General features: G+C 72.3%; 25 protein-coding genes. 12 read left to right on the top strand and 13 right to left on the bottom strand.

Going from position 1 to position 23,814, the window contains the following annotated elements; genetic code table 11:
• Positions 1-37: 37 nt before the first annotated feature.
• From H180DRAFT_RS26850 to H180DRAFT_RS26840, 3 genes are all read right to left on the bottom strand, one after another.
• Positions 38-1,000: an electron transfer flavoprotein subunit alpha/FixB family protein gene (locus H180DRAFT_RS26850; protein ID WP_055488742.1), complete on the bottom strand. Its 963-nt coding sequence runs from the start codon at positions 998-1,000 to the stop codon at positions 38-40.
• A 77-nt stretch (positions 1,001-1,077) separates the two neighbouring features.
• Positions 1,078-1,863, bottom strand: a complete 786-nt coding sequence (locus tag H180DRAFT_RS26845; protein WP_055488741.1) for an electron transfer flavoprotein subunit beta/FixA family protein — start codon at positions 1,861-1,863, stop codon at positions 1,078-1,080.
• Positions 1,864-2,118: 255 nt separating this feature from the next.
• Entirely contained in the window at positions 2,119-2,517 is a 399-nt protein-coding gene (locus H180DRAFT_RS26840) for a thioredoxin family protein (RefSeq protein ID WP_254666206.1), read from the bottom strand.
• 274 nt (positions 2,518-2,791) lie between these two features.
• On the opposite strand from H180DRAFT_RS26840, the gene H180DRAFT_RS26835 reads away from it, so the two are divergent.
• Positions 2,792-3,511, top strand: coding sequence for a lysophospholipid acyltransferase family protein (locus H180DRAFT_RS26835; RefSeq protein WP_055488740.1), 720 nt, complete (start codon positions 2,792-2,794; stop codon positions 3,509-3,511).
• Between the two features lie 89 nt (positions 3,512-3,600).
• Here the strand turns inward: H180DRAFT_RS26835 and H180DRAFT_RS26830 are convergent, their stop codons facing one another.
• The 4 genes from H180DRAFT_RS26830 to H180DRAFT_RS26815 form a co-directional block, all read right to left on the bottom strand.
• Positions 3,601-4,662 (bottom strand): threonine aldolase family protein, encoded by a 1,062-nt coding sequence (locus H180DRAFT_RS26830; RefSeq protein WP_074467031.1) that lies wholly within the window; start codon positions 4,660-4,662, stop codon positions 3,601-3,603.
• On the bottom strand, positions 4,659-5,438 hold the full coding sequence (locus tag H180DRAFT_RS26825) for an SDR family NAD(P)-dependent oxidoreductase (RefSeq protein ID WP_055488738.1): 780 nt from the start codon (positions 5,436-5,438) through the stop codon (positions 4,659-4,661). The genes H180DRAFT_RS26830 and H180DRAFT_RS26825 overlap by 4 nt, the downstream gene beginning before the upstream one ends.
• Before the next feature lie 55 nt (positions 5,439-5,493).
• Positions 5,494-6,891 (bottom strand): DUF6421 family protein, encoded by a 1,398-nt coding sequence (locus H180DRAFT_RS26820; protein WP_055488737.1) that lies wholly within the window; start codon positions 6,889-6,891, stop codon positions 5,494-5,496.
• A gap of 91 nt (positions 6,892-6,982) precedes the next feature.
• A complete protein-coding gene (locus H180DRAFT_RS26815) occupies positions 6,983-8,002 on the bottom strand; it encodes an alpha/beta hydrolase (protein WP_254666202.1) in 1,020 nt (339 codons plus the stop codon).
• A 228-nt stretch (positions 8,003-8,230) separates the two neighbouring features.
• Between H180DRAFT_RS26815 and H180DRAFT_RS26810 the strand changes: the two genes are divergently transcribed.
• Positions 8,231-8,914 carry a glycerophosphodiester phosphodiesterase gene (locus H180DRAFT_RS26810; protein ID WP_055488736.1) on the top strand — a complete coding sequence of 228 codons (684 nt, stop codon included), beginning with the start codon at positions 8,231-8,233 and terminating at the stop codon, positions 8,912-8,914.
• Here the strand turns inward: H180DRAFT_RS26810 and H180DRAFT_RS26805 are convergent.
• The gene (locus H180DRAFT_RS26805) at positions 8,886-9,467 is read right to left on the bottom strand and encodes a GNAT family N-acetyltransferase (RefSeq protein WP_055488735.1); all 582 of its coding nucleotides are present in this window, start codon (positions 9,465-9,467) and stop codon (positions 8,886-8,888) included. The genes H180DRAFT_RS26810 and H180DRAFT_RS26805 overlap by 29 nt on opposite strands.
• Before the next feature lie 45 nt (positions 9,468-9,512).
• Here H180DRAFT_RS26805 and H180DRAFT_RS26800 point away from each other — a divergent pair, with 45 nt between their 5' ends.
• From H180DRAFT_RS26800 to H180DRAFT_RS26785, 4 genes are all read left to right on the top strand, one after another.
• Positions 9,513-9,905 (top strand): VOC family protein, encoded by a 393-nt coding sequence (locus H180DRAFT_RS26800; RefSeq protein WP_055488734.1) that lies wholly within the window; start codon positions 9,513-9,515, stop codon positions 9,903-9,905.
• Positions 9,906-10,044: 139 nt separating this feature from the next.
• On the top strand, positions 10,045-10,698 hold the full coding sequence (locus tag H180DRAFT_RS26795; protein ID WP_055488733.1) for a DUF5134 domain-containing protein: 654 nt from the start codon (positions 10,045-10,047) through the stop codon (positions 10,696-10,698).
• Between the two features lie 66 nt (positions 10,699-10,764).
• Positions 10,765-11,709, top strand: a complete 945-nt coding sequence (locus tag H180DRAFT_RS26790; protein WP_055488732.1) for a M56 family metallopeptidase — start codon at positions 10,765-10,767, stop codon at positions 11,707-11,709.
• Between the two features lie 33 nt (positions 11,710-11,742).
• Positions 11,743-12,477, top strand: a complete 735-nt coding sequence (locus tag H180DRAFT_RS26785; RefSeq protein ID WP_074467025.1) for a phosphatase PAP2 family protein — start codon at positions 11,743-11,745, stop codon at positions 12,475-12,477.
• 27 nt (positions 12,478-12,504) lie between these two features.
• On the opposite strand, the gene H180DRAFT_RS26780 is transcribed toward H180DRAFT_RS26785, so the two are convergent.
• Positions 12,505-13,014, bottom strand: a complete 510-nt coding sequence (locus tag H180DRAFT_RS26780) for a hypothetical protein (protein ID WP_055488731.1) — start codon at positions 13,012-13,014, stop codon at positions 12,505-12,507.
• A 496-nt stretch (positions 13,015-13,510) separates the two neighbouring features.
• On the opposite strand from H180DRAFT_RS26780, the gene H180DRAFT_RS26775 reads away from it, so the two are divergent.
• From H180DRAFT_RS26775 to H180DRAFT_RS26755, 5 genes are all read left to right on the top strand, one after another.
• A complete protein-coding gene (locus H180DRAFT_RS26775; RefSeq protein WP_079100440.1) occupies positions 13,511-14,275 on the top strand; it encodes a TetR/AcrR family transcriptional regulator in 765 nt (254 codons plus the stop codon).
• A gap of 234 nt (positions 14,276-14,509) precedes the next feature.
• A complete protein-coding gene (locus tag H180DRAFT_RS26770; protein WP_055488730.1) occupies positions 14,510-15,619 on the top strand; it encodes a WD40/YVTN/BNR-like repeat-containing protein in 1,110 nt (369 codons plus the stop codon).
• Positions 15,620-15,677: 58 nt separating this feature from the next.
• Positions 15,678-16,355 carry a uracil-DNA glycosylase gene (locus H180DRAFT_RS26765; protein WP_055488729.1) on the top strand — a complete coding sequence of 226 codons (678 nt, stop codon included), beginning with the start codon at positions 15,678-15,680 and terminating at the stop codon, positions 16,353-16,355.
• Positions 16,356-16,411: 56 nt separating this feature from the next.
• On the top strand, positions 16,412-17,389 hold the full coding sequence (locus H180DRAFT_RS26760; RefSeq protein WP_107097778.1) for an N-acetylglucosamine kinase: 978 nt from the start codon (positions 16,412-16,414) through the stop codon (positions 17,387-17,389).
• A 106-nt stretch (positions 17,390-17,495) separates the two neighbouring features.
• Positions 17,496-18,509: a sirohydrochlorin chelatase family protein gene (locus H180DRAFT_RS26755; RefSeq protein WP_175437835.1), complete on the top strand. Its 1,014-nt coding sequence runs from the start codon at positions 17,496-17,498 to the stop codon at positions 18,507-18,509.
• Between the two features lie 283 nt (positions 18,510-18,792).
• Here H180DRAFT_RS26755 and H180DRAFT_RS26750 read toward each other — a convergent pair whose 3' ends face one another.
• Positions 18,793-19,881: a lactonase family protein gene (locus H180DRAFT_RS26750; protein ID WP_254666201.1), complete on the bottom strand. Its 1,089-nt coding sequence runs from the start codon at positions 19,879-19,881 to the stop codon at positions 18,793-18,795.
• 138 nt (positions 19,882-20,019) lie between these two features.
• On the opposite strand from H180DRAFT_RS26750, the gene H180DRAFT_RS26745 reads away from it, so the two are divergent.
• Positions 20,020-20,703 carry an HAD family hydrolase gene (locus H180DRAFT_RS26745; protein WP_055488809.1) on the top strand — a complete coding sequence of 228 codons (684 nt, stop codon included), beginning with the start codon at positions 20,020-20,022 and terminating at the stop codon, positions 20,701-20,703.
• Here the strand turns inward: H180DRAFT_RS26745 and H180DRAFT_RS26740 are convergent.
• The 3 genes from H180DRAFT_RS26740 to H180DRAFT_RS26730 are packed head-to-tail and all read right to left on the bottom strand — an operon-like array spanning position 20,687 to position 23,813.
• A complete protein-coding gene (locus H180DRAFT_RS26740; protein ID WP_199822527.1) occupies positions 20,687-21,916 on the bottom strand; it encodes an MmgE/PrpD family protein in 1,230 nt (409 codons plus the stop codon). The genes H180DRAFT_RS26745 and H180DRAFT_RS26740 overlap by 17 nt on opposite strands.
• Positions 21,913-23,220, bottom strand: a complete 1,308-nt coding sequence (locus tag H180DRAFT_RS26735) for a TRAP transporter large permease (protein ID WP_055488725.1) — start codon at positions 23,218-23,220, stop codon at positions 21,913-21,915. Before H180DRAFT_RS26735 ends, H180DRAFT_RS26740 begins: the two co-directional genes overlap by 4 nt.
• On the bottom strand, positions 23,217-23,813 hold the full coding sequence (locus tag H180DRAFT_RS26730; protein ID WP_055488724.1) for a TRAP transporter small permease: 597 nt from the start codon (positions 23,811-23,813) through the stop codon (positions 23,217-23,219). Before H180DRAFT_RS26730 ends, H180DRAFT_RS26735 begins: the two co-directional genes overlap by 4 nt.
• Position 23,814: the final 1 nt, after the last annotated feature.

Genomic DNA, 23,814 nt, shown 5'->3' with positions numbered 1-23,814 from the left:
CGGAGCGGCCCGGGCCGAAGAGGCCCAGCGGGGAGGGTCAGCCCTTGCGGCTCTTGATCTCTTCGGTCAGCTTCGGCACGACCTCGAAGAGGTCGCCGACGACGCCGTAGTCGACGAGGTCGAAGATCGGTGCCTCACTGTCCTTGTTGATGGCCACGATGGTCTTGGACGTCTGCATGCCGGCCCGGTGCTGGATCGCGCCGGAGATACCGGTGGCGATGTACAGCTGCGGGGAGACCGTCTTGCCGGTCTGGCCGACCTGGTTGGAGTGCGGGTACCAGCCGGCGTCGACGGCGGCGCGGGAGGCACCGACCGCCGCACCGAGGGAGTCCGCCAGGGACTCGATGATGTGGAAGTTCTCGGCACCGTTCACGCCGCGGCCGCCGGAGACGACGATCGCGGCCTCGGTCAGCTCCGGACGCCCGGTCGACTCACGGGGCGTGCGGGAGACGACCTTGGTGCCGGTCGCCGTCTCACCGAAGGACACCGGGAGCTGCTCGACCGCACCGGCGGCCGGCGCGGCCTCCGGCGAGGTGGAGTTGGGCTTGACGGTGATGACCGGAGTGCCCTTGCTGACGCGGGACTTGGTGGTGAACGCCGCGGCGAAGACGGACTGGGAGGCCACCGGTCCCTCGTCGCCGGCCTCCAGGTCGACGGCGTCGGTGATGATCCCGGAGCCGATGCGCACCGCGAGGCGGGCGGCGATCTCCTTGCCCTCCGAGGAAGAGGGGACGAGGACGGCTGCGGGCGAGACTGCGTCGTAGGCGGCCTTCAGCGCGTCGACCTTCGGCACGACGAGGTAGTCGGCGAACTCACCGCTGTCGGAGGCCAGCACCTTCACGGCGCCGTACTCGGCGAGCGTCTTCGCGGCCTCGTCGGCGCCCGGGCCGAGGTGCACGGCGACCGGGTCGCCGATGCGGCGGGCCAGAGTGAGCAGTTCGAGGGTCGGCTTGCGGACGGCACCGTCCACGTGGTCGACGTAGACAAGGACTTCAGCCATGGGGTTGCTCCTGCGGAAGAATGGGGCGGATGGTGCGGGCGGGCGTTCGCATCAGGTGCGTGTCGCTCGGGCGGGCCTCAGATGAACTTCTGGCCCGCGAGGTATTCGGCGAGCTGCTTGCCGCCCTCGCCCTCGTCGTTGACGACGGTGCCCGCGGTGCGCGGCGGACGCGGCGTGGCGTCGTCGACCTTCGTCCAGGCGCCCTCGAGTCCGACCTCGTCCGCCTCGATGTCCAGGTCGTCCAGGTCGAGGGACTCCACCGGCTTCTTCTTCGCCGCCATGATCCCCTTGAAGGACGGGTAACGAGCCTCGCCGGACTGGTCGGTGACCGAGACGACGGCCGGCAGGGAGGCCTCGAGGTGCTCGGTGGCGGTGTCACCGTCGCGGCGCCCGTTGACCTTGCCGTCGGTGACGGAGACCTCGGACAGCAGCGTCACCTGCGGCACGCCCAGGCGCTCGGCGAGGATCGCCGGGAGCACGCCCATGGTGCCGTCGGTGGAGGCCATGCCGCACATGACCAGGTCGTACCCGGTCTTCTCGATCGCCTTGGCCAGTACGGCGGACGTACCGAGCGCGTCGGTGCCGTGCAGGTCGTCGTCCTCGACGTGGACGGCCTTGTCGGCACCCATGGACAGCGCCTTGCGCAGCGCGTCCTTCGCGTCCTCGGGCCCGACGGTCAGCACGGTGATCTCCGCGTCGTCGGCGTCCTCGGCGATCTGGAGGGCCTGTTCGACCGCGTACTCGTCCAGCTCCGAGAGCAGGCCGTCCACGGAGTCGCGGTCGGTGGTCAGGTCCTCGGCGAAGTGCCGGTCGCCGGTGGCGTCGGGCACGTACTTCACACAGACAACGATCCTCAAGCTCACGCCGGCTCTCCTACTGCTTGTCCTACGGTTCCGGTCCGTCGCTGAACCGGCACCCCGTCCTCGATATTACTCGCCAGTACACACAGCGCGTACCCCGTTCTCAAGGCCCCGAACTGTGACCTTGCCAACCCCGGCGCACCGGGAGCACGAGCCCAACTCAATCACGGCGGCAGTCCGGCGATGCCGCCGGTGACCGCGCTGTCACCGTGCCGAGGCGGCAGGGAGGGGTCAAGCAGGTCGCCGTGCGATGCGAGATCAATCACGGGAGGCCGTGGCCCCCGGTTCCACCGGCTCCGCACGACGGCCGCCCTCCCCGGGGTCCTCCCCCGACGCGCCGACGGCCCCGCCGGCCTCGACCACCGCACCCAGCACCGCGATGACGTCCGCCTTGCGCGGCTGTCCGTAGGCGCGGCTCACCTCGCGCCCACCGGCGTCCAGTACGAGCACGGCCGGAGTGCGCACGATCCCCAACTCCCGTACGAGGGCGAGGTGTTCCTCCGCGTCGATCTCCGCATGGGTCACGCCGGGAACCATTCCGCCGACCTCGCGCAGGACGCGCCGGGTCGCGCGGCACGGCTGGCAGAAGGCGCTGGAGAACTGCACGAGCGTCGCCCGCCGCCCCAGGACGCCCGGCCCCAGCGTCTCCGCGCCCAGACGCGCGCCTCCGTCACAGCTCTGCTGCCGCACTCCGCTCTCCTGCCGTTTCGCTCCTGTGGCCTGCCGGCACTCCCGCGTCCCGAGTGTGCAGCACAGCCGCACGCAGTGACATTCCCTGCCCGTCCCGGCCTCCGCGCAGGTCCCGGGTGTAGCCATCGCGAGGCCGATGGGGAACCATCGGCGGCGGACCGAAGTTACGCAGCCGTAGGTACATGGCTGCGCACCTGGCGGGAGCCACTCCCTCCCAGGACGGAAAGGAAGGGCTCCGGACATGGCAGAACTCGTCTACCCACCCGTGATCGCCACCGCACGCGCCTGGTTCAAGGCGCTGGACCTGCGCTTCGACATCCAGGGGGCCGAACACGTGCCGCGGCGGGGCGGCGCACTGCTGGTGAGCAACCACATCAGCTACCTGGACTTCATCTTCACCGGGCTCGCGGCGCTGCCCTCGAAGCGGCTGGTGCGCTTCATGGCGAAGGAGTCGGTCTTCCGGCACAAGGTGTCCGGGCCGCTGATGCGGGCGATGAAGCACATACCGGTGGACCGTTCGCAGGGCGAGGACGCCTACAAGCACGCACTGAGGTCGCTGGACGCGGGTGAGATCGTGGGGGTCTTCCCCGAGGCGACCATCTCCCGCTCCTTCACGCTCAAGGACTTCAAGTCCGGTGCCGCCAGGCTGGCGCAGGAGGCCCGCGTCCCTCTGGTGCCGGTCGCACTGTGGGGGACGCAGCGCATGTGGACCAAGGGCCACAAGCGGGACTTCGGGCGCAACCACTTCCCCGTCTGCATACGCGTCGGCGAAGCGCTGCACGCCGACGCGGGCGAGTCCGCGGCAGGGCTGACCTCCCGGGTCCGCGAACGCATCCAGGAACTGCTGGAGGCGGCGCAGCACGCATACCCGGGCACCCCCAGCGGGCCCGATGACAAGTGGTGGCTGCCGGCTCACATGGGCGGAACCGCGCCGACCCCCGCCGAGGCGAGGGCCATGTAACTCCCGCGCGGCCGCGCCGGACAGGACGGGAAGAGGACCCGGCGGCGGGGCGCCCGGTGCCGGCGGGCCCGGCCCCGCCGGCCCTTCCGTCAGCGGCCCATCTCCTCGCGCAGCGCCGCGACGAACCCGTCGACGTCCTCCTCGCTGGTGTCGAAGGAGCACATCCAGCGGACGTCGCCCGCCGCCTCGTTCCAGAAGTAGAAGCGGTAGCGCTTCTGGAGGCGCTCGCTGACTTGGTTCGGGAGCCGTGCGAAGACCGCGTTCGCCTGGACGGGATAGAGGATCTCGACCCCGTCGACGTCCTTGACGCCCTCCGCGAGCCGGCGTGCCATCGCGTTGGAATGGCGGGCGTTGCGCAGCCACAGGTCGCCCGAGAGCAGGGCGTCCCACTGCGCGGATATGAAGCGCATCTTGGACGCGAGCTGCATGGACAGCTTGCGCACGTGCCTCATCGCACGCACCGAGTCCGGGTCGAGCACGACCACGGCCTCGCCGAAGAGCATCCCGTTCTTGGTGCCGCCGAGGGAGAGGACGTCGACGCCCGCGGCGTTGGTGAAGGCACGCATAGGCCTGTCGAGCGACGCGGCGGCGTTGGCGATGCGGGCCCCGTCGAGGTGCACCTTCATGCCGCGCTCGTGGGCGTGGTCGCAGATCGCCCGGATCTCCTCCACCGAGTAGAGAGTGCCGAGTTCGGTGCTCTGCGTGAGGGAGACGACCTGGGGCATGGCCCGGTGCTCGTCGTCCCAGCCGTGCGCCTCGCGGTCGATGAGCTCCGGGGTGAGCTTGCCGTCCTCGGTGGGGACCGTCAGCAGCTTCAGCCCGCCGACGCGTTCCGGGGCGCCGCACTCGTCGACGTTGATGTGCGCGGTCTCGGCGCAGATCACCGCGCCCCAGCGGTCGGTGAGCGCCTGCAGCGAAATCACGTTGGCGCCGGTGCCGTTGAAGACCGGGTAGGCCTCGGCGCGCGGGCCGAAGTGGCTGCGGACGGTCTGCTGGAGATGCTCGGTGTACTCGTCGTCGCCGTAAGCGGTCTGGTGGCCGCCGTTGGCCAGGGCCAGCGCCGCCAGGACCTCCGGGTGCGCGCCGGCGTAGTTGTCGCTGGCGAATCCGCGGATGCCGGGGTCGTGGCGGCGCTTGGCGTCGGTGTTCAGGGCTTCGGGGTCAGCCACAGGCGTTGTCCGTTCACTTCCTCGGTGGGCGTGGTCCACGTGTCGGCGATGGCACCGGCCAGGTCCTTGACGTCGGTGAAGCCCGAGAACTTCGCATTGGGGCGTTCGGCCCGCATCTGGTCGCTGACCAGTGCCTTGACGACCAGGATGGCAGCGGCGGCCGACGGCCCGGCCTCGCCCCCCGCCTTGCGGAAGGCGTCGCCGAGCGCCAGCGTCCACGCCTCCGCCGCGGCCTTGGAGGCCGAGTAGGCGGCGTTGCCCGCGGTGGGGCTGCTCGCCCCCGCGGCGCTGACCAGCAGGAAGCGGCCGTTGTCGCTGCGCGTCAGCGGGGCCTCGAAGGCGAGGGAGGTGTGCTGGACGGTGCGGATCAGCAGATCGTGCAGTGTGTCCCAGTGCGCGAGGTCGGTCTCGGCGAACGACGCCGAGCCCCGCCAGCCGCCGACAAGGTGAACGAGCCCGTCCACCTTGCCGAACTCCTTCTCGGTGCGGGCGGCCCACTCGCGCGTCGCCGTCAGGTCCAGCAGATCGACGGTCTCGCCCGTCACCCTCGCACCGCCGTGGGCGAAGCGGGCCGTGTCGACGGCCCGGGCAAGGCGTTCGACGTCGGAATCGGCTCCGACGACCGTGGCCCCCTCCTCGGCGAGCCGCAGGAGCGTGGCCGCGCCGGCCGGTCCCGCCGCGCCTGCGACGGCGATGACGGACCCTTCGAGGCTCCCCCTGCCATTGCCCTGGTATCCGTGTGCCGCCTTGTCGCTCATCCCTGTCGCCTCCTGGTCCTCGACGCCCGCCTGGTGCTGCTGTCCGCCCGGGCGCTCAGGCCGCGGCCCGCACGGGTGCCTCCGCCGTGATGCCCTTGGTCGATGCGATCACGGAACGGAGCTTCTTCGCGAGGGCCTCGTAGAACATGCTCAGCGGAAACTCGTCCGGAAGCACCTCGTCCACGAGCTTGCGCGGGGGCAGGCTCAGGTCGAGCGCGTCGGGCCCCTTGGCCCATGTGGAGCCGGGGTGCGGTGCCAGGTAGGCGGAGACCAGCTCGTACGCCTTGAACCAGTGGACGAGCTTGGGACGGTCGATGCCTGCGCGGTAGAGGGTCTCGATCTCCTCACGCAGCCGCACCGTCACCCGGCGGGCCCGGTCCCAGTCGACGGCGAGCTTGTTGTCGGTCCAGCGCAGCGCCCCGTGCTGGTGGAGGTAGGCGAAGAGGAGCTGGCCGCCCAGGCCGTCGTAGTTGCGGTTGCGCTCACCGGTGACCGGGAAGCGGAAGAGGCGGTCCAGCAGCACCGCGAACTGCACGTCGCGGCCCTGCTCATAGCCGTCGGCCTCCAGGCGTACGCCCTCGTGGAAGGCGGTCAGGTCGCAGCGCAGCTCTTCGAGCCCGTACATCCAGAACGGCTGTCTCTGCTTGATCATGAACGGGTCGAAGGGCAGGTCGCCGTGGCTGTGGGTGCGGTCGTGGATCATGTCCCACAGCACGAACGTCTGCTGGCAGCGCGCCTGGTCGGCGACGAGTCCGCGGACGACGTCGGGCAGTTCGAGGCTCGTGACGTCGCATGCGGCATCGACGACGCGGCGGAAGCGTGCCGCCTCGCGGTCGCAGAAGATGCCGCCCCAGGAGAAGCGCTCCGGCGCCTCGCGGACCGCGACCGTCTCCGGGAAGAGGACGGCCGAGTTGGTGTCGTAGCCGGAGGTGAAGTCCTCGAAGGTGATGCCGCAGAAGAGCGGGTTGTCGTAGCGGGTGCGCTCCAGTTCGGCCAGCCAGTCGGGCCAGACCATGCGCAGCACGACTGCTTCGAGGTTGCGGTCCGGGTTGCCGTTCTGGGTGTACATCGGGAAGACGACGAGGTGCTGGAGGCCGTCCTGGCGGTTCTGCGCGGGCTGGAAGGCGAGCAGGGAGTCGAGGAAGTCCGGGACGCCGAAGCCGCCGTCGGCCCAGCGGCGCAGGTCCGCGACCAGGGCCTCGTGGTAGGCGGCATCGTGCGGCAGCAGCGGTGAGAGGTCCCGCACGGCGTCGCAGACCCGCTGCACGCCGGCTTCCACGGCGTCACGCGCGGGAGCGCCCTCCGCCTCGAAGTCGATCGAGCCGTCCTTCGACTGTGCGGGGCGGATGGCTTCGACGGCGTCCTTCAGCACTGTCCATGCCGGGTGTTCGACCACGCGCTCGGCGGACATCTCCCGGACATCCGCGACCTTGGACGAAAGCATTTCCGTCATGACTACCCCTCCACAGAAGAACCTGGCGTCATGAAAAAGGTAGCCGGGACCGGTGGCCCTCTCAAGTGGAGGGGGCAGGAAATCCTCCTCTCTAACCCCCGTGTTCGCCGTGGATCTTCCTGTTCGACGCAGTTGAGGCAATGACTTTGCCCAGTCCGGCCATGGCTTCCGACGCGTCCGGCAGCAGGTCGCCGACCCCGAGGAAGCCGTGGAACATGCCCGGGAAGTGCGCCTCGCTCACCGGAACACCGGCGTCGCTCAGCTTCGCCGCGTAGTCACGGCCCTCGTCGCACAGCGGGTCGCAGCCCGCGGTGATCACATGCGCGGGCGGCAGACCCTGCAGATCGGCCCGCAGCGGCGCCGCGTAGCGGTGCGCCGGGTCGCCGTCGGGGCCGAAGTACTGCGCTCCGTACCAGCGCATCGCGACCTCGGTGAGGAAATAGCCCTCCGCGTTGATGCGGCGGGACTCCGTCTCGGCCAGCGGATCGAGGACGGGATATATCAGCAGCTGATGCGCGATCCCCGGACCGCCGCGCTCGCGGGCCATGAGGGCGGACGCCGCCGCAAGGTTGCCGCCTGCGCTGTCGCCCGCGACCAGCAGCGCCTGCGGGTCGCCGCCCAGCTCCGCGATGCTCCCCGCCGCCCAGCACACCGCTGCGTATGCGTCCTCCGCCGGCCCGGGGAAGCGGGTCTCGGGTGCGAGGCGGTAGTCGACGGAGACGACGACGGCCCCGGAGGCGCGGCACATCGCCCGCGCCGTCGCGTCGTGCGTCTCGATGTTGCCCAGGACCCAGCCGCCTCCGTGGAAGAAGACCACCGTGGGGCCACCGCCCGGCGTCGGTGCCGGTCCGGCGTCCTCCTCGTACGGCCGGTAGATCCGCACGGGCAGGTCGGGTGCGCCCTCGGGTCCGCGGATCAGACGGTCGGACACCTCGCCCACGGGCGGCTCGCGCGGCGGCTCCGGCAGCGACCGGGCGAAGATGCGGCGGGCCTCCGCCGCATCGTGGACGCTCACGCCGACGTCCGGGAAGACGGCCGTCATGGCCTCCATCAACTCGCGGGCCCCCGGGGCGAGGCGCTCGGGACCTTGGGGTGCGCTGCTGCCGCTCACGTTGCTGCTCCTTCGTCTTCGTCGCGTGGGTGCGTTCCGCACGGTCCGCCGGCTGTCCGTTCACCTTCTGTGGGCCCCTCCGGCACCGGGCCGCCTCCCGGAGGGCCGCCGGGCATGCTGAGCTGCTCCGCAGGAGCCGCACGGGCCGGGGCCGCACCGGGCACGACGGCTAGTCTGTCCGCCGCGCACGTCACGCCGTGCGCCGTCCCGGAGGAAAGAGAGAGCGCCTTGTCACTGCTGATCGTCGGCCACCGCGGGGTGATGGGCGTCGAGCCCGAGAACACTCTGCGCTCCTTCGTCCGCGCCGAGCACGAGGGTCTCGACGTCATCGAACTGGACCTGCACCTGAGCAAGGACGGCGAGCTGGTCGTGATGCACGACGCCGACGTCTCGCGGACCACGGACGGTTCCGGTGCCATCAGCGACTTCACCCTGGCGGAGCTGCGGGAGCTGGACGCCGGCGAGGGCGAGCGCGTCCCGACCTTCCAGGAGGTCGTGGAGGCCGTGGGCTCCCCGCTGCAGGCCGAGATCAAGGACCGGGCGGCGGCACGGGTGCTGACCGGAGTGATCGGTGAGCTCGGGCTGCACGACCGGGTCACCGTCATCTCCTTCCACGACGAGGCGCTGCGGGAAGTGCGCGCGCACCTGCCGGAGATGCCGCTGGTGCTCGTGACCGGCCGCTCGACTCCCACCGCGCCCGAACGGGCCCGCGAGCTGGGTGCGTTCATGGTCTCGTGCGAACTGCGGTGGCTGGAGGCGGAGACCGTCGAGCGCTGCCACGCCGAGGGGATCAAGGTCATCACCTGGACCGTGAACACCGGCGAGGAGCTGGACCGGGTCCGCGAGCTGGGACTCGACGGCCTGGTGACGGACCTGCCGGAGATCAGGACGGCGGCCCGCCGAGCGTCTTGACCAGCAGCTCGAAGGCCAGGTCGTCGCGCTGCGGAATGCCGAACCGCTCGTCGCCGTACGGGAACGGCGACACCTTGCCGGTGCGCGTGTAGCCGCGTCGCTCGTACCAGGCGATCAGGTCCTCGCGCTGCCGGATCACGGTCATCTGCATCTCCCGCGACCTCCATTCGGCGACCACCATGCGCTCGGCCTCCGCGAGGACCACCTTGCCCAGGCCCGCGCCCTGGAGTCCCGGACGGACGGCGAACATCCCGAAGTACGCGACGTCGCCCCGCCGCTCCAGCTGGCAGCAGCCCACCAGCTCCCCCGCCCGCTCGGCGGCGAGCATGATGCTGCCGGCGCCGGTGACGACGGCGCCGACGCCCTCGGGATCGGTGCGCTGCCCCTCCAGCAGGTCGGCCTCGGTGGTCCAGCCCGCGCGGCTGGAGTCGCCCCGGTAGGCGGACTCCAGAAGCGCCACGAGCGCGTGGACGTCCTCCGGTCCGGCGACGCGGAAGACCGGTCCGCCGCTCCCGTGGACGCCCGCCTTCGCGTTCTCCTTGACGTTCTCCATGCTGAGCGACCCTAATACCGGCTGCCCGGATTAGGGTCGGCCGGCATGGTGCATGTACTCAGCAGCCGCGTACTGCTGCGGCCGACCGACCCCGAGCGCACGAGGACCTTCTACGGGCGGACGCTCGGGCTGGCGGTCCAGCGGGAGTTCGGGACGGGACCGGAGCGCGGCACGGTCTACTTCCTGGGCGGTGGTTCCCTCGAGGTCTCCGGCCGCTCCGAGCACCCGCCCGCACCGGGGCTGCAGCTGTGGCTCCAGGTCGAGGACGTGGCGGCAGCGCACCGCGAGCTGTCCGGAGCGGGGGCGGAGGTGCTGCGGGAGCCGGTGCGGGAGCCGTGGGGGCTGATCGAGATGTGGATCGCCGATCCGGACGGCGTGCGCATCTGCGTCGTGGAGGTTCCCGAGACCCACCCGATGCGCTACCGCCCGGGGATCTGACCCGGACCCGCACGTGGTTGCCCTGCCCCAACTGTGCGGCCACGCCGTGCGGTTGAGCGCTCCCCCGTTGCGCCCGTGCGCTCCCGTGTGACGGCGCCGGGCGGGAAGCCTCACCAGGGGGCGAGCGGGGAGGGCGGCGATGCACGGCTCAGCAACCGTCGGCTGGCTGCTGACGGCACTGTGCGCGTTCGTCGCCTGTGTGTGCCTGCTGCGCGCACGGGGGGCCGGGGGGATGCGGCGGCGTACTGCCAGGAGCGAGGCCCTGATGGGGCTGGGGATGGCGGCCATGGCGCTGCCCGGCAGCGTGTCCGCGGGACCGCCCCCGCTCGTCCTTGTGCTGCTCTTCGCCGGGGTGGGGGCGCGGGAGCTGACGCTGCTGCACGAGGCGCGGCGGGCGGCCCGGCCGCCACGGGGGCGGGGCTCCCCGGATCGGTCCGGGAGGCGGTCCGGGAGTGGGCACCACCTCCATCATCTCGTCGGCGCCCTCGCGATGATCTACATGGCACTGGCGATGCCGGGCCCCCACGGCGCCGCGCAGGGCGGTCACACGGCCGGTGCCGCTCCGGGGCTGCCGCTGCTGACGGGTGCGCTGCTGGTCTACTACGCGGCGTACGTGATGCGCACGGGCCTGCTGCTGCTTCCGGCGCCCGCACGCGGCGCCGCCGTGGCGGGGGCCGGGGCCGGGGCCGGGGCGCCCGGGGGTGACTGCCCGGCGCACGACCGGCCGGAGCTGGCGTCGGCGTGCCGAGTCGCCATGGGCATCGGCATGTTGGCGATGCTCGTCATGCTGTGAGGGATCGGTCACTTCTGTGCCGGTGGACGTACCGCCCCGCGGCCGGCGGCTCATAGTCTTGCGTTCATGATGGTCCCGCTGGCGCTGCTCGTCCTCGGCGCCCTGGCCGCTGCCGTCGCGCCCCGAGTGCTGGCACGTTCGTCCTGGCCGGAACGGGAACCGGTGCTCGGCCTGTGGGTGTGGCAGTGCGTCGTCGCCGCCGTACTTCTGTGCTGCCTGCTGGCCATGGCTTTCTCGGCGGCCGCCGCCTGGCAGGTCGTAAGGGGTCATGTGTTCGCACCGGCGCCCAGCGGCGTCGAGGAGGCCTACGGGCTCGGCCTCGGAGCGTACGGGCCCTGGGCCGGAGCCCTCGCGGTGCTGCTGGCGTGCGGCGGCGCGTGGACGGGCGCGATGCTGCTGCGCGAGGTGCACGAGGCAAGGGCGCGGCGCCGCAGGAGGCGTGCGGAACTGCTCGAGCGGGCACCGCGGCTGCCCGGCGAGGAACCGTGCGACGGCGGCCCTCTGGTGGTCCTCGAAGGGGAGAAGGCGGAAGCCTGGTGGCTGCCCGGCAGCACACCGCAGCTCGTCGTCACCACCGCCGCGCTGCGCCGGCTGAAGGGGCGGCAGCTGGATGCGGTCCTGGAACACGAGCAGGGACACGCGCGTGCCCGTCACGACCTGCTGATGCACTGCTCGTCCGCGCTGGCGGCGGGTTTCCCGCGGGTGCCGGTCTTCGCCGCGTTCCGCGACCAGGTGCACACCCTGGTCGAGATGGCGGCGGACGACGCCGCCTCGAAGCGCTACGGACGCCGGACCGTCGCGCTGGCCCTGGTCGAACTCAACGAGGACAGCGGCGTGTTCGGTCCCGCGCCCGCCCCGCTCGCACAGGTTCCCCGCAGGGTGCACCGTCTGCTGTCCGCCGCTCCCCGGCTGCCCGTCTCGCGCCGGCTGCGGATGACGGCGGCGGCCGTGCTCGTTCCCGCCGTGCCACTCGTCGTGGCTTTCGTGCCGGGACTCTCGGCGCTGCGTTAGCCACGCGCGTGTCCGCCGGGTGAAGATCGGACCATGCACGGACCGACGCACGCGCCGACCACTGACGCACCTTCGCCGGCGAATTCACCGGCGAACTCCCCTGCCCACTGCGCGGCATGGCTGTGGACCGCGCTCGTGCTGAGCGCCGTCGCCTCGGCCGTCATCGTGCTCGTCGCGGCCGGCTGGCCGCCCCTGCTGAGCACCGACAAGGAGGTCGCGAACTGGTTCCACGCCCGGGCCCTGACGCATCCGGCCTGGACGGAGGCCAACCGCGTTCTCACCGACTGGGTGTGGGACCCGGTCACGATGCGGCTCGTGATCGGGGCGGCGGCGCTGTGGGTGTGGCTCCGGGGGGAAGGCGTGCTCGCGCTGTGGTGCCTGGCAACGACCGCAGTGGGAGCGGGAGTTCAGCAGGGGCTCAAGGCACTGGTGGACCGTCCGCGTCCGGAGTGGCAGCAGCCCGTGGACTCCGCCCACTTTGCCGCCATGCCGTCGGGCCACGCCATGACCGCCGCGCTCACGTGCGTTGTGGTGGTGTGGCTGGTGCAACGCTCCGCGGCGGACAGGGCGTTGCGTGCTCTCGTGCTCCTCCTCGCCTGTGTCTCGGTCGCCGGGGCGTGCCTGACCCGCGTGGCGCTCGGGGTGCACTGGCTCACGGACACCGTGGTCGGCGCGGTGCTGGGCATCGCGCTGGCGGCCCTGTCCATCGGCCTGTGGTGTGCCCTGGTGAACAGGGGCAGCCTCGGCGCGTCGAGGAGCCCCGTCTGAACCAACCGCCCGTCGGGGCCGGGCGGGTCAGGGCGTCATCACGTCCGTGTGGATGGCGAGTTTGAACTGGGCGTGCAGCAAGGGCGTGCGGATCTTGGTGTCGCCCTTGCCCCGTGCGGAGACCTTCAGTCCGAGCGGCACGTCCGGGTATACGAACATCTGCCACATGTACGCCTTGTACTGGCCGCCGCCCGTCTCCGCGGCGTCCGTGGTGGCCGTCGAGTCGTAGCCGTCCCCGAGCGGGTCGCGCACGAAGCGCGCGCGGTACTCGTGCGGTTCGCCGTCCTTCGACCAGTGGACCATCGCGGAGAGGACGCCCCAGCCCTCGTGGCTGGGATGGATCAGGCCCGACCGCGAGTCGGGGAACTCGGAGGTGTCACCGTCCCGACGGGCGGCGTGCATGTTCCAGGGGTCGTACGACTCCTGCTGCCCGTAGGGGAAGCGGACGAGGTAGTAGCCGTCGTCGTCGTACTTCACGTGCTGCGGACCGGAGGAGTGCTGTGCGTCCCAGATGAGCGAGACCACCGCTAACGGCATGGACTCTCCTAGTAAGCCGCGGGAACCGGAAGAGCGCGGACCGGGCGGGAGGGACTGCTCGGACTGCAGTGCCGCGAGTTCCCGTATCAGCGCGTTCGTCGGTTCATTCTATTGCTCGTCTCGAGTTCAACAACGTTCCGCACACGATGAATTGCGCGCTTGTGCGGCCCCTCGGCTCCGGCCGGCACATCCCGTGCCCGAACGGGCAGGTGCCTGGGACCGGTGGGCAATGGGCTCGGGCCGGCGCAGGGCGGCGGGTTCGCGGCCGGATGCGGCAACATCACGGATCGGCTGTGCCGCAGGAGCCCCGGGCCGGGCGGACGGGAGGGCCCCGGCTCCTCCGGAACGGCGCAGAGGCCGGAGCAGGCCGGTATTGGGCGATCCCCCGCGTCGCCCAATACCGGCGGTCGTGCCGGAAGCAGCCTGGTCGGGGGCGTGCGTCCGAAGTCTCCACGAGTATATTGGCTCGGAGCCAGTCAACATAGGAGTTAACAGGATGTCCCCTCGGAGCGCCTCGGTCAACGAAGAGTTGCGCCGGCGCTCGCGTGAGCGGTTGCTGCAGGCGACGGTCGACCTCGTCGGCGAACGCGGCTTCGAGGCGACGACCCTGGGTGACATCGCGGACCGTGCGGGCTCGGCCCGGGGGCTCATCTCGTACTACTTCCCGGGGAAGCGGCAGCTCTTCCAGTCCGCCGTGCACCGTCTGATGCACCTCACGCTCCAGGAGGCCCTGGAGCGTGAGCCGCTGCCGGAGGGCCCCGAGGCGGGGAACGAGTTCCTGGCGCGTGCGATCGACGCCATCCTCGGGCTGGCCCAGGACCGCCCCGTGCTGATGCGGGCGCACATGGCAGGAATCCTCCAGCAGGAAGGATTCGTCCAGTGCCCCGAGCAGCAGCGCCTGGCGTCTCTGCTGAGCAGGACCGTGGAACGTTACGGATCCTCCGACCCTGACGCCGACTATCCGCTGCTGCGCGCGCTGTTGATGGGTGCCGTGTTCGCCGTGCTGATCCCCGGCGTGCCGATGCCGGTGGCGCGTCTGCGTGCCGAACTCTTCGCGCGTTACGAACTGGAGTGGGAACTGGGCAGTCCCCCGGCACAGGGCCCGGCGGTGAACGATTCGGCGCAGGCGAGGCGGCTGACCGTCACAAGAGCCCCCGGAGGGCAGGAGCCGCGGACCGAGCCGGAGCCGTACGAGGTGCTGCGGCAGCCGCAGGCACAGGCGCCCGCCGGCCCGCCCCGCCGGAGGCCCTCGGCGAACTGAGCACCTGCCGGCGGCGGCACGGGGGCCGCGGCGGCAAGACGGCCTTCGGCGGCACGGAACGCCGGGTCCGGACCCTGCTCACCAGCCGCCCCGCTGCGGCGTGTATGTCCAGAGGCCGCACGCGCCGCTCTCACCTGCGGCGACCTCCGCGGCGGCGTCATTGTCGGTGGTCGGGTGCAGACTGTGGCCACTTCGGAAAGCCCGGACAAAGACGTCACGGAGGCAGGATCAGACATGTCAGACGTACTTCTCGCGGTAGGCACCCGGAAAGGGCTCTTCCTCGCGCGGCGGCCGGGGAACGGCCGGCGGGGAACGGGCTGGGAGTTCGAGGGTCCGCACTTCAACGCGCAGGCGGTCTACTCGGTCGGCTTCGACACGCGCCGCGCCTCCGGTCCCAGGATCCTCGTCGGCGGTGACAGTGCGCACTGGGGGCCGTCGGTGTTCCACTCGGACGACCTGGGATCGACGTGGACGGAGCCGTCCGCACCGGCGGTGAAGTTCCCCCAGGACACGGGGGTTTCCCTCGAGCGCGTGTGGCAGATCCAGCCCGGCGGGGCGGACGAGCCCGACGTCGTCTGGGCCGGCACCGAACCCGGCGCGCTCTTCCGCTCCGAGGACGGCGGCAGCAGCTTCGAGCTGGTGCGCGGGCTGTGGGAGCACCCCACTCGCAAGGACTGGGTCCCGGGGGGCGGCGGGCTCGGTCTGCACACCATCCTTGTCGACCCCAGAGATCCGCGCCGGGTGACCGTCGCCGTCTCGACGGGCGGGGCCTACCGCACGGCCGACGCGGGCAAGAGCTGGGAGCCGTGCAACCGCGGCGTGGAGGCGGTCTTCCTCCCGGAGAACATGCGCTTCCCCGAGTACGGGCAGTGCGTGCACAAGGTCGCGCGGGACGCCGCCGACCCGTCCCGGCTGTACCTCCAGAACCACTGGGGCGTCTACCGCAGTGACGACGACGGCAGCAACTGGACCTCCATCGGGGGGAGTCTGCCCTCCGACTTCGGCTTCCCCGTGGTGAGCCACCCGCAGCGCGGCGGTGTCGCCTACGTCTTCCCGCTCAACGCCGACTCCGACCGGGTCCCGGCGGAGCGCCGCTGCCGCGTCCACCGCACCGAGGACGCGGGCGCGAGCTGGCAGGAACTCGGGGCGGGGCTGCCGGTGGAGGCGCACTACGGTCCGGTCCTGCGCGACGCGATGTGCTCGGACGGGGCGGACCCCGCCGGAATCTACTTCGGCAACCGCAACGGCGAGGTCTTCGCCAGCGCCGACGAAGGGGAGAACTGGCAGCAGCTCGCGGGACATCTGCCGGACGTGCTGTGCGTGCGGGCGGCGGTGATCGGCTGATGTGACGGGGAGATCCGGGGTCCGAAGCGGCCTTCCGGAGCCAGTAGAGTAACCGCCCGTGGCTGCACGACCGTTGAACGAGATCGTCGAACCGGGCTGGGCGAAGGCGCTCGAACCCGTCGCTGAACGAGTCGCCTCCATGGGCGAGTTCCTCCGGGCGGAGATCGCCGCGGGGAGAACCTATCTCCCCGCGGGCGAGAACGTACTGCGCGCCTTTCAGCAGCCCTTCGACGACGTGCGGGTCCTCATCGTCGGACAGGACCCGTACCCGACACCGGGTCACGCCGTGGGGCTGTCGTTCTCCGTAGCGCCGGACGTGAGCCCGCTGCCCGGCAGCCTGGAGAACATCTTCCGGGAGCTGGGCAGCGACCTCGGCCTGCCGCGCCCCTCGAACGGCGACCTGACGCCCTGGACGCGGCAAGGCGTACTGCTGCTCAACAGGGCGCTGACGACCGCGCCCCGGCGCCCCGGAGCCCACCGGGGCAAGGGCTGGGAAGAGGTCACGGAACAGGCGATCAAGGCGCTCGTCGCGAGGGAGAAGCCGATGGTCTCGGTGCTGTGGGGCCGCGACGCGCGCAATCTGCGTCCCCTCCTGGGGAGCCGCCCCGTCGTGGAGTCCTCGCACCCCTCCCCCATGTCGGCGGACCGGGGCTTCTTCGGCTCGCGCCCCTTCAGCCGCGTCAACGACCTGCTCGCGCAGCAGGGAGCCGAGCCGGTGGACTGGCGGCTGCCGTGACCGCTCAGGGGCCCGGCCCGTCTCCGCCGCCCCCGGAGGGCACGGCAGGCAGGCGCGTGTGGGTGCTCGGCGCGGACTCGGGCGGCTCGGGGCTGCGCGTCGCGCTGGCGGACGCCTCCCGGCCGGGCGCCGCCCCGCGGACAGCGGGCACGGTCACCTCGACCGAACCGGTCCGCACCGGCCCGGAGGGGATCGACGCCGCACACATGCTGGCCCAACTGCTGCCCGCTGCGCGGCGTCTGCTCGCCGAAGCAGGCGAGGAGGGCGCCGGCCCGGACGCGGTGTGCGTGGGCGCGGCGGGAATGGCCACGCTGGGCGGCAGCCTGCGGGCCGCCCTGCCCGGCGCGCTGAGACGGGAGCTGGGCACCCGGCGCGTCGCACTGGCCGCCGACGCGGTGACCGCCTACGCGGGCGCGCTGGGCGAACAGCCGGGTGCCGTCGTCGCCGGCGGCACCGGGCTGATCGCCATGGGCACCGACCTGCAGAGCTGGCAGCGCGCCGACGGCTGGGGGCATCTGCTGGGCGACTGCGGCGGCGGGGCGTGGATCGGGCAGGCCGGACTGCAGGCCGCGATGCGGGCGTTCGACGGCCGGGAAGGCGGCTCGCGTGCGCTGCGGGAGCGCGCCGAGGCCCGTTTCGGCGCACCGCTCAGCGGTCTGCCCTCGCAGCTTTATCCGCGCAGCGACCGCCCGGCCGTGCTGGCGTCGTTCGCCCCCGATGTCGCCGCCTGCGCCGGGGACGGCGACCCCGTCGCCGGTGCGGTGATGAGGTCGGCGGCGCGGGAGATCGCCGCGGCCGCGACGGCCGTGTGCCCCTCCGCGGAGGGTGCCGCCGTGGCCCTGACCGGTGGCCTCTTCCGTCTCGGTGCCCCCCTCGCCGAGCCGCTGCGGCAGGAACTGGACGGGCGGCTGCCGGGCGCGCGCGTCCTGACGCCGGAGGGCGGCCCTCTCGACGGTGCGCTGCTGATCGCGGCGCGGCTCACCGACGGTGCGCTGCGGCTTCCACCGGATCCGGTCCTGCTGGCCCTGAGTTGAGAAATCCGGCAAAGCCGAACAACCCTCCACCGGATCAAAACGGCATTTCCGGCCACTCTCCCCCGCCTGAACTGCCGGGTCCCACAAGGCGTTAGCATGCGGGCGCATGAGCTCCCCCACTGACCCGGACAACGGCCTGCCAGTACGAATGCCGCGTCCACGCAGGCCCGGAAGGCACCGCAAGCCGGAGCCTGTTGTTGCACCAGAGAACGCCCCTGCGCTGGTACTCGCCGTGCCCGGCACACCGTCCAGCGCCGTCCGCAGCCTCGCCGAGGAGATCCTCAGCATCGCCCGCTCGGAGTTGCCGGGGATGGACGCCCGGATCGGTTACGTGGAGGGCGACGGCGAGGAGTACCCCACTCTCGGGAACGTCCTGACGCAGACCGCCGCCGACCAGCAGGCCGCGGAGGACCGCGCTGCGGACCTGGCCGCGGTCGAGGCCGCCGCAGCGGCCGCGGAGGCGGGCGACGAGGGCGGCCAGGCGGAGCCCGGGGCGACCGCTGCCGCCCGCCAGGCTCCGAAGACGGGGGCGGAGGAGCGCCTCGTCGCGCTCGTCATCCCGCTTCTGGCCGGCCCGGACGCCGCCGGCATGCGGCAGATACGGCAGGCGGTGCTCTCCAGCGGCACCGGCGCGGAACTCACCGACGTGCTGGGGCCGCATCCGCTGCTCGCGGAAGCGGTGCACGTGAAGCTCTCGGAGGCGGGTCTCGCCCGGGCCGACCGCGCACGGCTGTTCACCGTCGCGACCGCCGCGGACGGCATCATCCTCGCGGCGGTCGGCGGTGAGGAGGCGGTGCAGGCCGCCGGCATCACGGGCATGCTGCTGGCCGCGCGGCTCGCCGTTCCGGTGCTCGCCGCGGGCCTCGACGAGGCGGGCGCGGTGGCGCGCGTCGCCGAGCAGCTGCGCGAGGCGGGATCGCAGCAGCTCGCGGTTGCACCGTGCCTCATCGGCCCCGAGGTTCCGGAGGGGCTGCTGGACGCCGCGGCGGCGGAGGCCGGCTGCGCCGTGGCCGAGCCGCTGGGCGCCTACCCGGCCGTGGGCAAGCTCGTCGCGTCGACGTACGCGGCCAAGCTCGGCATCCCGCAGCAGCACTCGCCCCAGGGCCTGGCGGCCCGCTGACGCGGCGGCCGGGGGCATGCTCTTCGGCGCGGGTCTCCGCCCGCGCCGGCGCGGAACGGAGGCGGTGTGCCCGTCGGGGAGGACGGGCACACCGCCTCCGCGCATGCCTGGGCCCCGCGGCGTGCGCGTCCTTCGCAGGGTGCCTGCAGAGCGGCGACGGACGGGAGACGGGCGGACGGGCGATCAGACGGGAGACGGGCGGACGAACTGACGGGCCGCGGACCCGACCGCCCGGCGCCCCTCCAGCGCGGTGACTCGGCCGCGGTGACTCGGCCCCGGTGACTCAGCCGAAGACGACGCAGCCGGCGGCCGGGACGGAGACGGTGCCCTCACGGTGCGGCGTGCCGGTGACCTGGTCTACGGCGAACCACGTGACGTCGCCGGAGCGTTCGTTGGCGGCGTAGAGGTGGCGCCCGGACGGGTGCAGGGCGAGGTCGCGCGGCCAGTGCCCGCCGCACGGCACGGTCCCCGTGAGCTGCAGGGAATCTCCGGCTGCGGCGACGGCGAAGACGGAGATGCTGTCGTGGCCGCGGTTGGCGGCCCACGCGAAGCGTCCGTCGGGTGAAACGGCGAGCTCCGAGGGAAAGTTGCGTTCGGGTGCAGCGCTGTCGGGAACGGTCGCCGTCTCGCCGGTCGCCTCCAGGGCGCCCCTCCCGGCGTCCCAGGCGCACACGGTCACGGACGAGGCCAGCTCGTTGACGATGTAGGCGTGGGCGCCGTCGGGGTGGAAGACCAGGTGCCGGGGCCCGCTTCCGGGCCGCATGTGCGCCTCCGCGTACGGCAGGGGTTCGCCTTCGGGACAGGCGTCGCGCAGGTCGTAGATCCACACCGAGTCGGTGCCGAGGTCGACCGAGAGCAGCCAGCGCCCGGACGGGTCGGGCACCACCGCGTGCGCGTGGGGCCCTTCCTGCCGCTGCGTCTCGGGGCCGTGGCCGGTGTGCTGGTGCACGGACGCGCGGCTGCCGAGCGTGCCGTCGGCCCGTACGGGCAGTGCGCTGATGCTCCCGGAGCCGTAGTTGGCGGTGATGAGATGTCCCGCGGCGACGGTCAGGTGCGTCGGCCCCGCACCTCCCACGGGAGTCGGTTCCCCGAGCAGCTCGGGTCTGTCCCGGTCGGCGAGGGAGAAGGCGGCCGCTCCGCCCGTCTCGCGCTCGCTGACGGCGTAGAGGTGACCGCCGGCGCTGCCCGGCCCGCCGGGGCCCTCGACGACGGTGAGGTACGAGGGGTCGGGCACGAGGGTCTCGGTGTGGTGCAGCTCCGTCAGCGCGCCGCTCTCCGGGTCGAGTGCGGCGGTGGTGATGCCCCGGCCGCCCGCCGAGGTGAACGATCCGATGTACGCCCTGTCGGCCCACTGCCCGCTCACTTCACTCACCGCGCCGCGCCCTTCCTCCGGAGACAGTTCCGCGATCTTGGCCGACCGTAGCAGCGCCCGCGGTGAGGCGGGGCGTACTCGATCACACCCGGCGCCCGGCCCCGGTCACTCGCCCGCAGAGTTGGCACCCTGGTGGCCATGGACAACTCCGCGGCCGCCGTCATCTTCGATCTCGACGGCACGCTCGTCGACAGCGAACCCCACTACTACGAGGCGGGGCGGCGAGTGCTCGCCGACCACGGGGTCACCGGCTTCACGTGGCAGGACCACACGCGGTTCATCGGTATCGGAACCCGTCAGACGCTGGAGACGCTGCGCGCCGAGCACGGAATCGCCGCGCCCGTCGAGCAGTTGCTGGCGGAGAAGAACCGCATCTATGTCCGTCTCGCCGCGCACTCCACGCCGGTCTTCACCGGGATGCGCACTCTCGTGGAGCAACTGCACGGCGCGTCATATCCGTTGGCGCTTGCCTCGGGGTCCTCGCGTGCGGCCGTCGAGGCCGTGCTGGAGGGCTCGGGGCTGTCGGCGCTGCTGCCCGTGCGGGTCTCCGCGGAAGAGGTCGCGCACGGCAAGCCGGAGCCCGACGTCTTCCTCGAGGCGGCCCGGCGGCTGGGGGTGCCGCCCCGGCGCTGCGTGGTGCTGGAGGACGCTCCGCCCGGCGCGGAGGCGGCGCGCCGCGCGGGCATGCGCTGCGTGGCGGTTCCGTACGTGCGGGAGACCGCGACGGACCCGGCGTTCGCCTCCGCCGGGCTCCTCTTCGCGGGCGGGCAGGACCAGTTCGACGCCGCACGGGTCTTCGACTGGATCACCGGCCGGGGCTGACGCTCCGGTTCTCCTGCCCTCGGTCCGGGCCGAGAGCGCCACGCAGCAGCGGCGCCGCGGACTCCCAGGTCAGTGCCATGACCTCTGCGGCGCGTTCTTCGCCCACGCAGTCGGCGACCTTGGCGGCGAGCTCCGCGTCGCTCGCCGGCCGTTCCGGGTGGCCGCGTGGCAACTCCACGGCCGCCTCGGCCCGTTCACCGCCGCAGCTCTCCACGACGATGCGGGTCTCGCCGCCCGTCAGCCCGCCTTCGCCGCCGGGCAGGACCCGGACCTTGGTACGCTCCAGCAGTTCGCGCACCTGCGGCCGGGCGGCCGCGGAGTCGGTGAAGTCGGCCATGCGCGGGAATCCGTCGAGGAGGGTCGTGGCCACCGCGTACTCCATGCTGAACTTCGCCTCCAGTCCGGTGCGGGGCCGCCTGTGGATCAGCGGCTGCATGCCCGCCTCGGGCGTGGTGACGGTGATCCGCTCGATGTCCTCCGTCCCCCGCCCCTCGCGCGGCAGTTCACGCGCCGCGCTGATGGGCCGCTGCATCGCGTAGCAGCAGGGGTGGAGCTTGAGGGCCAGGCCGTCCGGAACGGCGGGTCCGGACAGATCCGGTTCCGCGGTGCCGCCGGCCAGGCCGAACCAGTCGTCCAGCGCTGCCGGTTCGGCCGTCGCGCCTGCCGCGGCCAGCCGCGCCGCGCGCACGCCGGCGTCCGTCGCGAAGCCGACCTGGAGTGACTTCCCGGAGGTGCCGAAGGCCCGCTGGACACCGCCCGCCGCGGGCACGGCCAGCGCCATGGCCCGCCTGAGCCCGTCCGTGTCCAGGCCGAGGGCGGTCCCGGCCGCCACGGCGGCGGCCGGCGCTCCGGCGGTGCACGTGGTGTGCCAGCCGCTCGCGTAGTGGCTCCAGCCCAGCGCCGTGCCGAGCCGGGCCATCACTCCCGCTCCCGCGAGGTAGGCGCGCGCTCCGCCTCCGCAGGCGAGCGCCGCGTTGACGCATACGACGCTGACGTGCGAGGTCGAGGGCAGGTGAACGTCGTCGAAGTCCAGGACGTGCCCGGTCGCCGCCCACCGCAGCGGCTCCGGCAGCCCCGCCGTCATTGCGGCGACGGGGTCGCCGGCCGCGGCGAGGGTGACGGCCACGGTGTCCACCAGTGCCCTGCGGGCGACTTCCCTGTCGGCCTCGTCGGGGCCGAGGGCGGCGGCCCAGTCGGCGAGGTCTGCGATCACGCGATCAACTCCGGCAGCCAGGTGGCGAGTTCGGGCACGGCCGTCACCAGTGCCAGCATCGCGGCCTCGATGGCCAGGTAGGGCAGGATCCCGCGGAAGATGTCCGCGAGGTCCAGTTCGGGAACGACCGATTTCATCGTGTACAGGTTCAGCCCGACCGGCGGCGTGATCACCGCCATTTCGAGGTTGATCACCAGCAGCACTCCGAACCACAGGGGGTCGAAGCCGAGCCCTTCGATCGCCGGCACGAGGATCGGCGTCACGACGAGCAGCAGCGAGGCGGCGTCGACCAGGCAGCCGAGCAGCACGAGCACCAGCATGATCGCCGCGATCACCAGGTACGGCGATGCCTCCAGGCCCACCACGAAGTCGGAGACGGCGTCGGGGACCCGTGCCACCACGAGCATCTGCGTGAAGACGAAGGCGGCGCCGACGATGGCCAGGATGGACGCGGTGACGTGCGCGGTGGAGACGAAGATCGTGCGGAGGTTCTGCCGGCCCAGCTTCCGGTACAGGAAACCGGTCATGGCGAACGCCGCCAGGGCGCCGACGGCCGCCGCCTCGGTGGGGGTGGCCACGCCCAGGTAGATCGATCCGAGGACCAGGACGATGAGCAGCAGCGCGGGCGAGATCTTCATCAGGGCCACGAGGCGTTCCCGCCAGGTGAAGCGCTCCTCCGTGACGGGCGCCTCGGCCGGTGAGGACTTGGCCCGCACCACCACGTAGAGAATCATGAACGCGGCGAGGAGCAGTCCGGGGAGGAGGCCGCCCGCGAAGAGTTCGGCGATGCTCACGCCCGTCACGGACGAGTAGAGGATGAACATCAGGCTCGGCGGGATCAGCATCGCCAGCGCGCCGGAGGCGGCGACACTGCCGCTGGCGAAGGTCGGGCGGTAGCCCCTGGCGAGCATCTCCGGTACGGCCATGCGTCCGATCACCGCGACGGAGGAGATGCTCACGCCGGACATGGCACCGAAGACGGTGGAGGAGCCGATGGCGGAGGCTCCGAGCCCGCCCGGGACCCGGTTGAACCAGCGGTAGGCCGCGCCGAACAGGTCGCGGCCCAGGCCGCTGACCGCCAGCACCTCACCGAGGAGAATGTAAAGCGGCGCTGCGACGAGCGCGTAGTTCTGGAGCTGCGCGACGAGGGAGAGCGGCACCAGTTCGACCCCGGACAGCCCGTCCAGGCCGATGAGCCCGGCGATGCCGGAGACGGCGAGCGCCACGAAGATCGGTGTGCGCATCGTGATGAGGACCAGCAGGAGAACGACCGCGAGGCCGGCGATGGCGGCGTCGGAGATCATGGGCGTGCCTGCCCTTCTGTGGTGCCGGCGGCGGTGTCGCGGTCACCGGGGGCCGGTGCGCCCTCCGCGGACGGTGCGGCCGCGGACGGTGGCTGGACCGCCGTCACGGCGTCGGTGGCCGGCGGCGGGAAGAGGACCGCGACGACCGCCAGCAGCACGCCGCTGACCAGCAGAACGGCGTCGGGGATCCACAGGGGGATGCTGAAGGTGCCGGAGCCGGTCAGTCCGCCTTCGACGGCCACCGTCATCGAGCGGTACGCGGTCACGGCGAGCACCACCCCGAGGAACGCGGTGGCGGCGGCGGTCACCAGGTCGGCGGCCCGGCGCAGTACGGGCGGGAGCGCCCGGTGGACCAGATCCATCGAGATGTGGCGGCCCTTGGCGTACAGGTACGGGACCGTCAGCGAGGTCGCGGCGAGCACCCCCGCGGAGTTCAGCGGGTAGGCCCAGTCCGTCGGTGCGGACAGGACCGCCCGGACGACCACGTCGTAGGTGATGGTCAGCATCATCAGCCCGACGACGGCCATGGCGACGACGGCGAGCGCAAGGGCGCAGGCCAGTACGTATTTGCGTATCGAGTTCAGCGCGCTCATG

Source organism: Streptomyces sp. WMMB 322 (assembly GCF_900090145.1).
Lineage (GTDB): Bacteria > Actinomycetota > Actinomycetes > Streptomycetales > Streptomycetaceae > Streptomyces.
This window is presented reverse-complemented; position numbering and strand designations above follow the sequence as displayed.

Coding starts and splice junctions, on each gene's coding strand:
- H180DRAFT_RS26850 (WP_055488742.1), bottom strand. CDS start 1,000: ATGGCTGAAGTCCTTGTCTACGTCGACCACGTGGACGGTGCCGTCCGC.
- H180DRAFT_RS26835 (WP_055488740.1), top strand. CDS start 2,792: ATGGCAGAACTCGTCTACCCACCCGTGATCGCCACCGCACGCGCCTGG.
- H180DRAFT_RS26825 (WP_055488738.1), bottom strand. CDS start 5,438: ATGAGCGACAAGGCGGCACACGGATACCAGGGCAATGGCAGGGGGAGC.
- H180DRAFT_RS26820 (WP_055488737.1), bottom strand. CDS start 6,891: ATGACGGAAATGCTTTCGTCCAAGGTCGCGGATGTCCGGGAGATGTCC.
- H180DRAFT_RS26805 (WP_055488735.1), bottom strand. CDS start 9,467: ATGGAGAACGTCAAGGAGAACGCGAAGGCGGGCGTCCACGGGAGCGGC.
- H180DRAFT_RS26800 (WP_055488734.1), top strand. CDS start 9,513: ATGGTGCATGTACTCAGCAGCCGCGTACTGCTGCGGCCGACCGACCCC.
- H180DRAFT_RS26795 (WP_055488733.1), top strand. CDS start 10,045: ATGCACGGCTCAGCAACCGTCGGCTGGCTGCTGACGGCACTGTGCGCG.
- H180DRAFT_RS26790 (WP_055488732.1), top strand. CDS start 10,765: ATGATGGTCCCGCTGGCGCTGCTCGTCCTCGGCGCCCTGGCCGCTGCC.
- H180DRAFT_RS26785 (WP_074467025.1), top strand. CDS start 11,743: ATGCACGGACCGACGCACGCGCCGACCACTGACGCACCTTCGCCGGCG.
- H180DRAFT_RS26780 (WP_055488731.1), bottom strand. CDS start 13,014: ATGCCGTTAGCGGTGGTCTCGCTCATCTGGGACGCACAGCACTCCTCC.
- H180DRAFT_RS26775 (WP_079100440.1), top strand. CDS start 13,511: ATGTCCCCTCGGAGCGCCTCGGTCAACGAAGAGTTGCGCCGGCGCTCG.
- H180DRAFT_RS26770 (WP_055488730.1), top strand. CDS start 14,510: ATGTCAGACGTACTTCTCGCGGTAGGCACCCGGAAAGGGCTCTTCCTC.
- H180DRAFT_RS26755 (WP_175437835.1), top strand. CDS start 17,496: ATGAGCTCCCCCACTGACCCGGACAACGGCCTGCCAGTACGAATGCCG.
- H180DRAFT_RS26745 (WP_055488809.1), top strand. CDS start 20,020: ATGGACAACTCCGCGGCCGCCGTCATCTTCGATCTCGACGGCACGCTC.
- H180DRAFT_RS26735 (WP_055488725.1), bottom strand. CDS start 23,220: ATGATCTCCGACGCCGCCATCGCCGGCCTCGCGGTCGTTCTCCTGCTG.
- H180DRAFT_RS26730 (WP_055488724.1), bottom strand. CDS start 23,813: ATGAGCGCGCTGAACTCGATACGCAAATACGTACTGGCCTGCGCCCTT.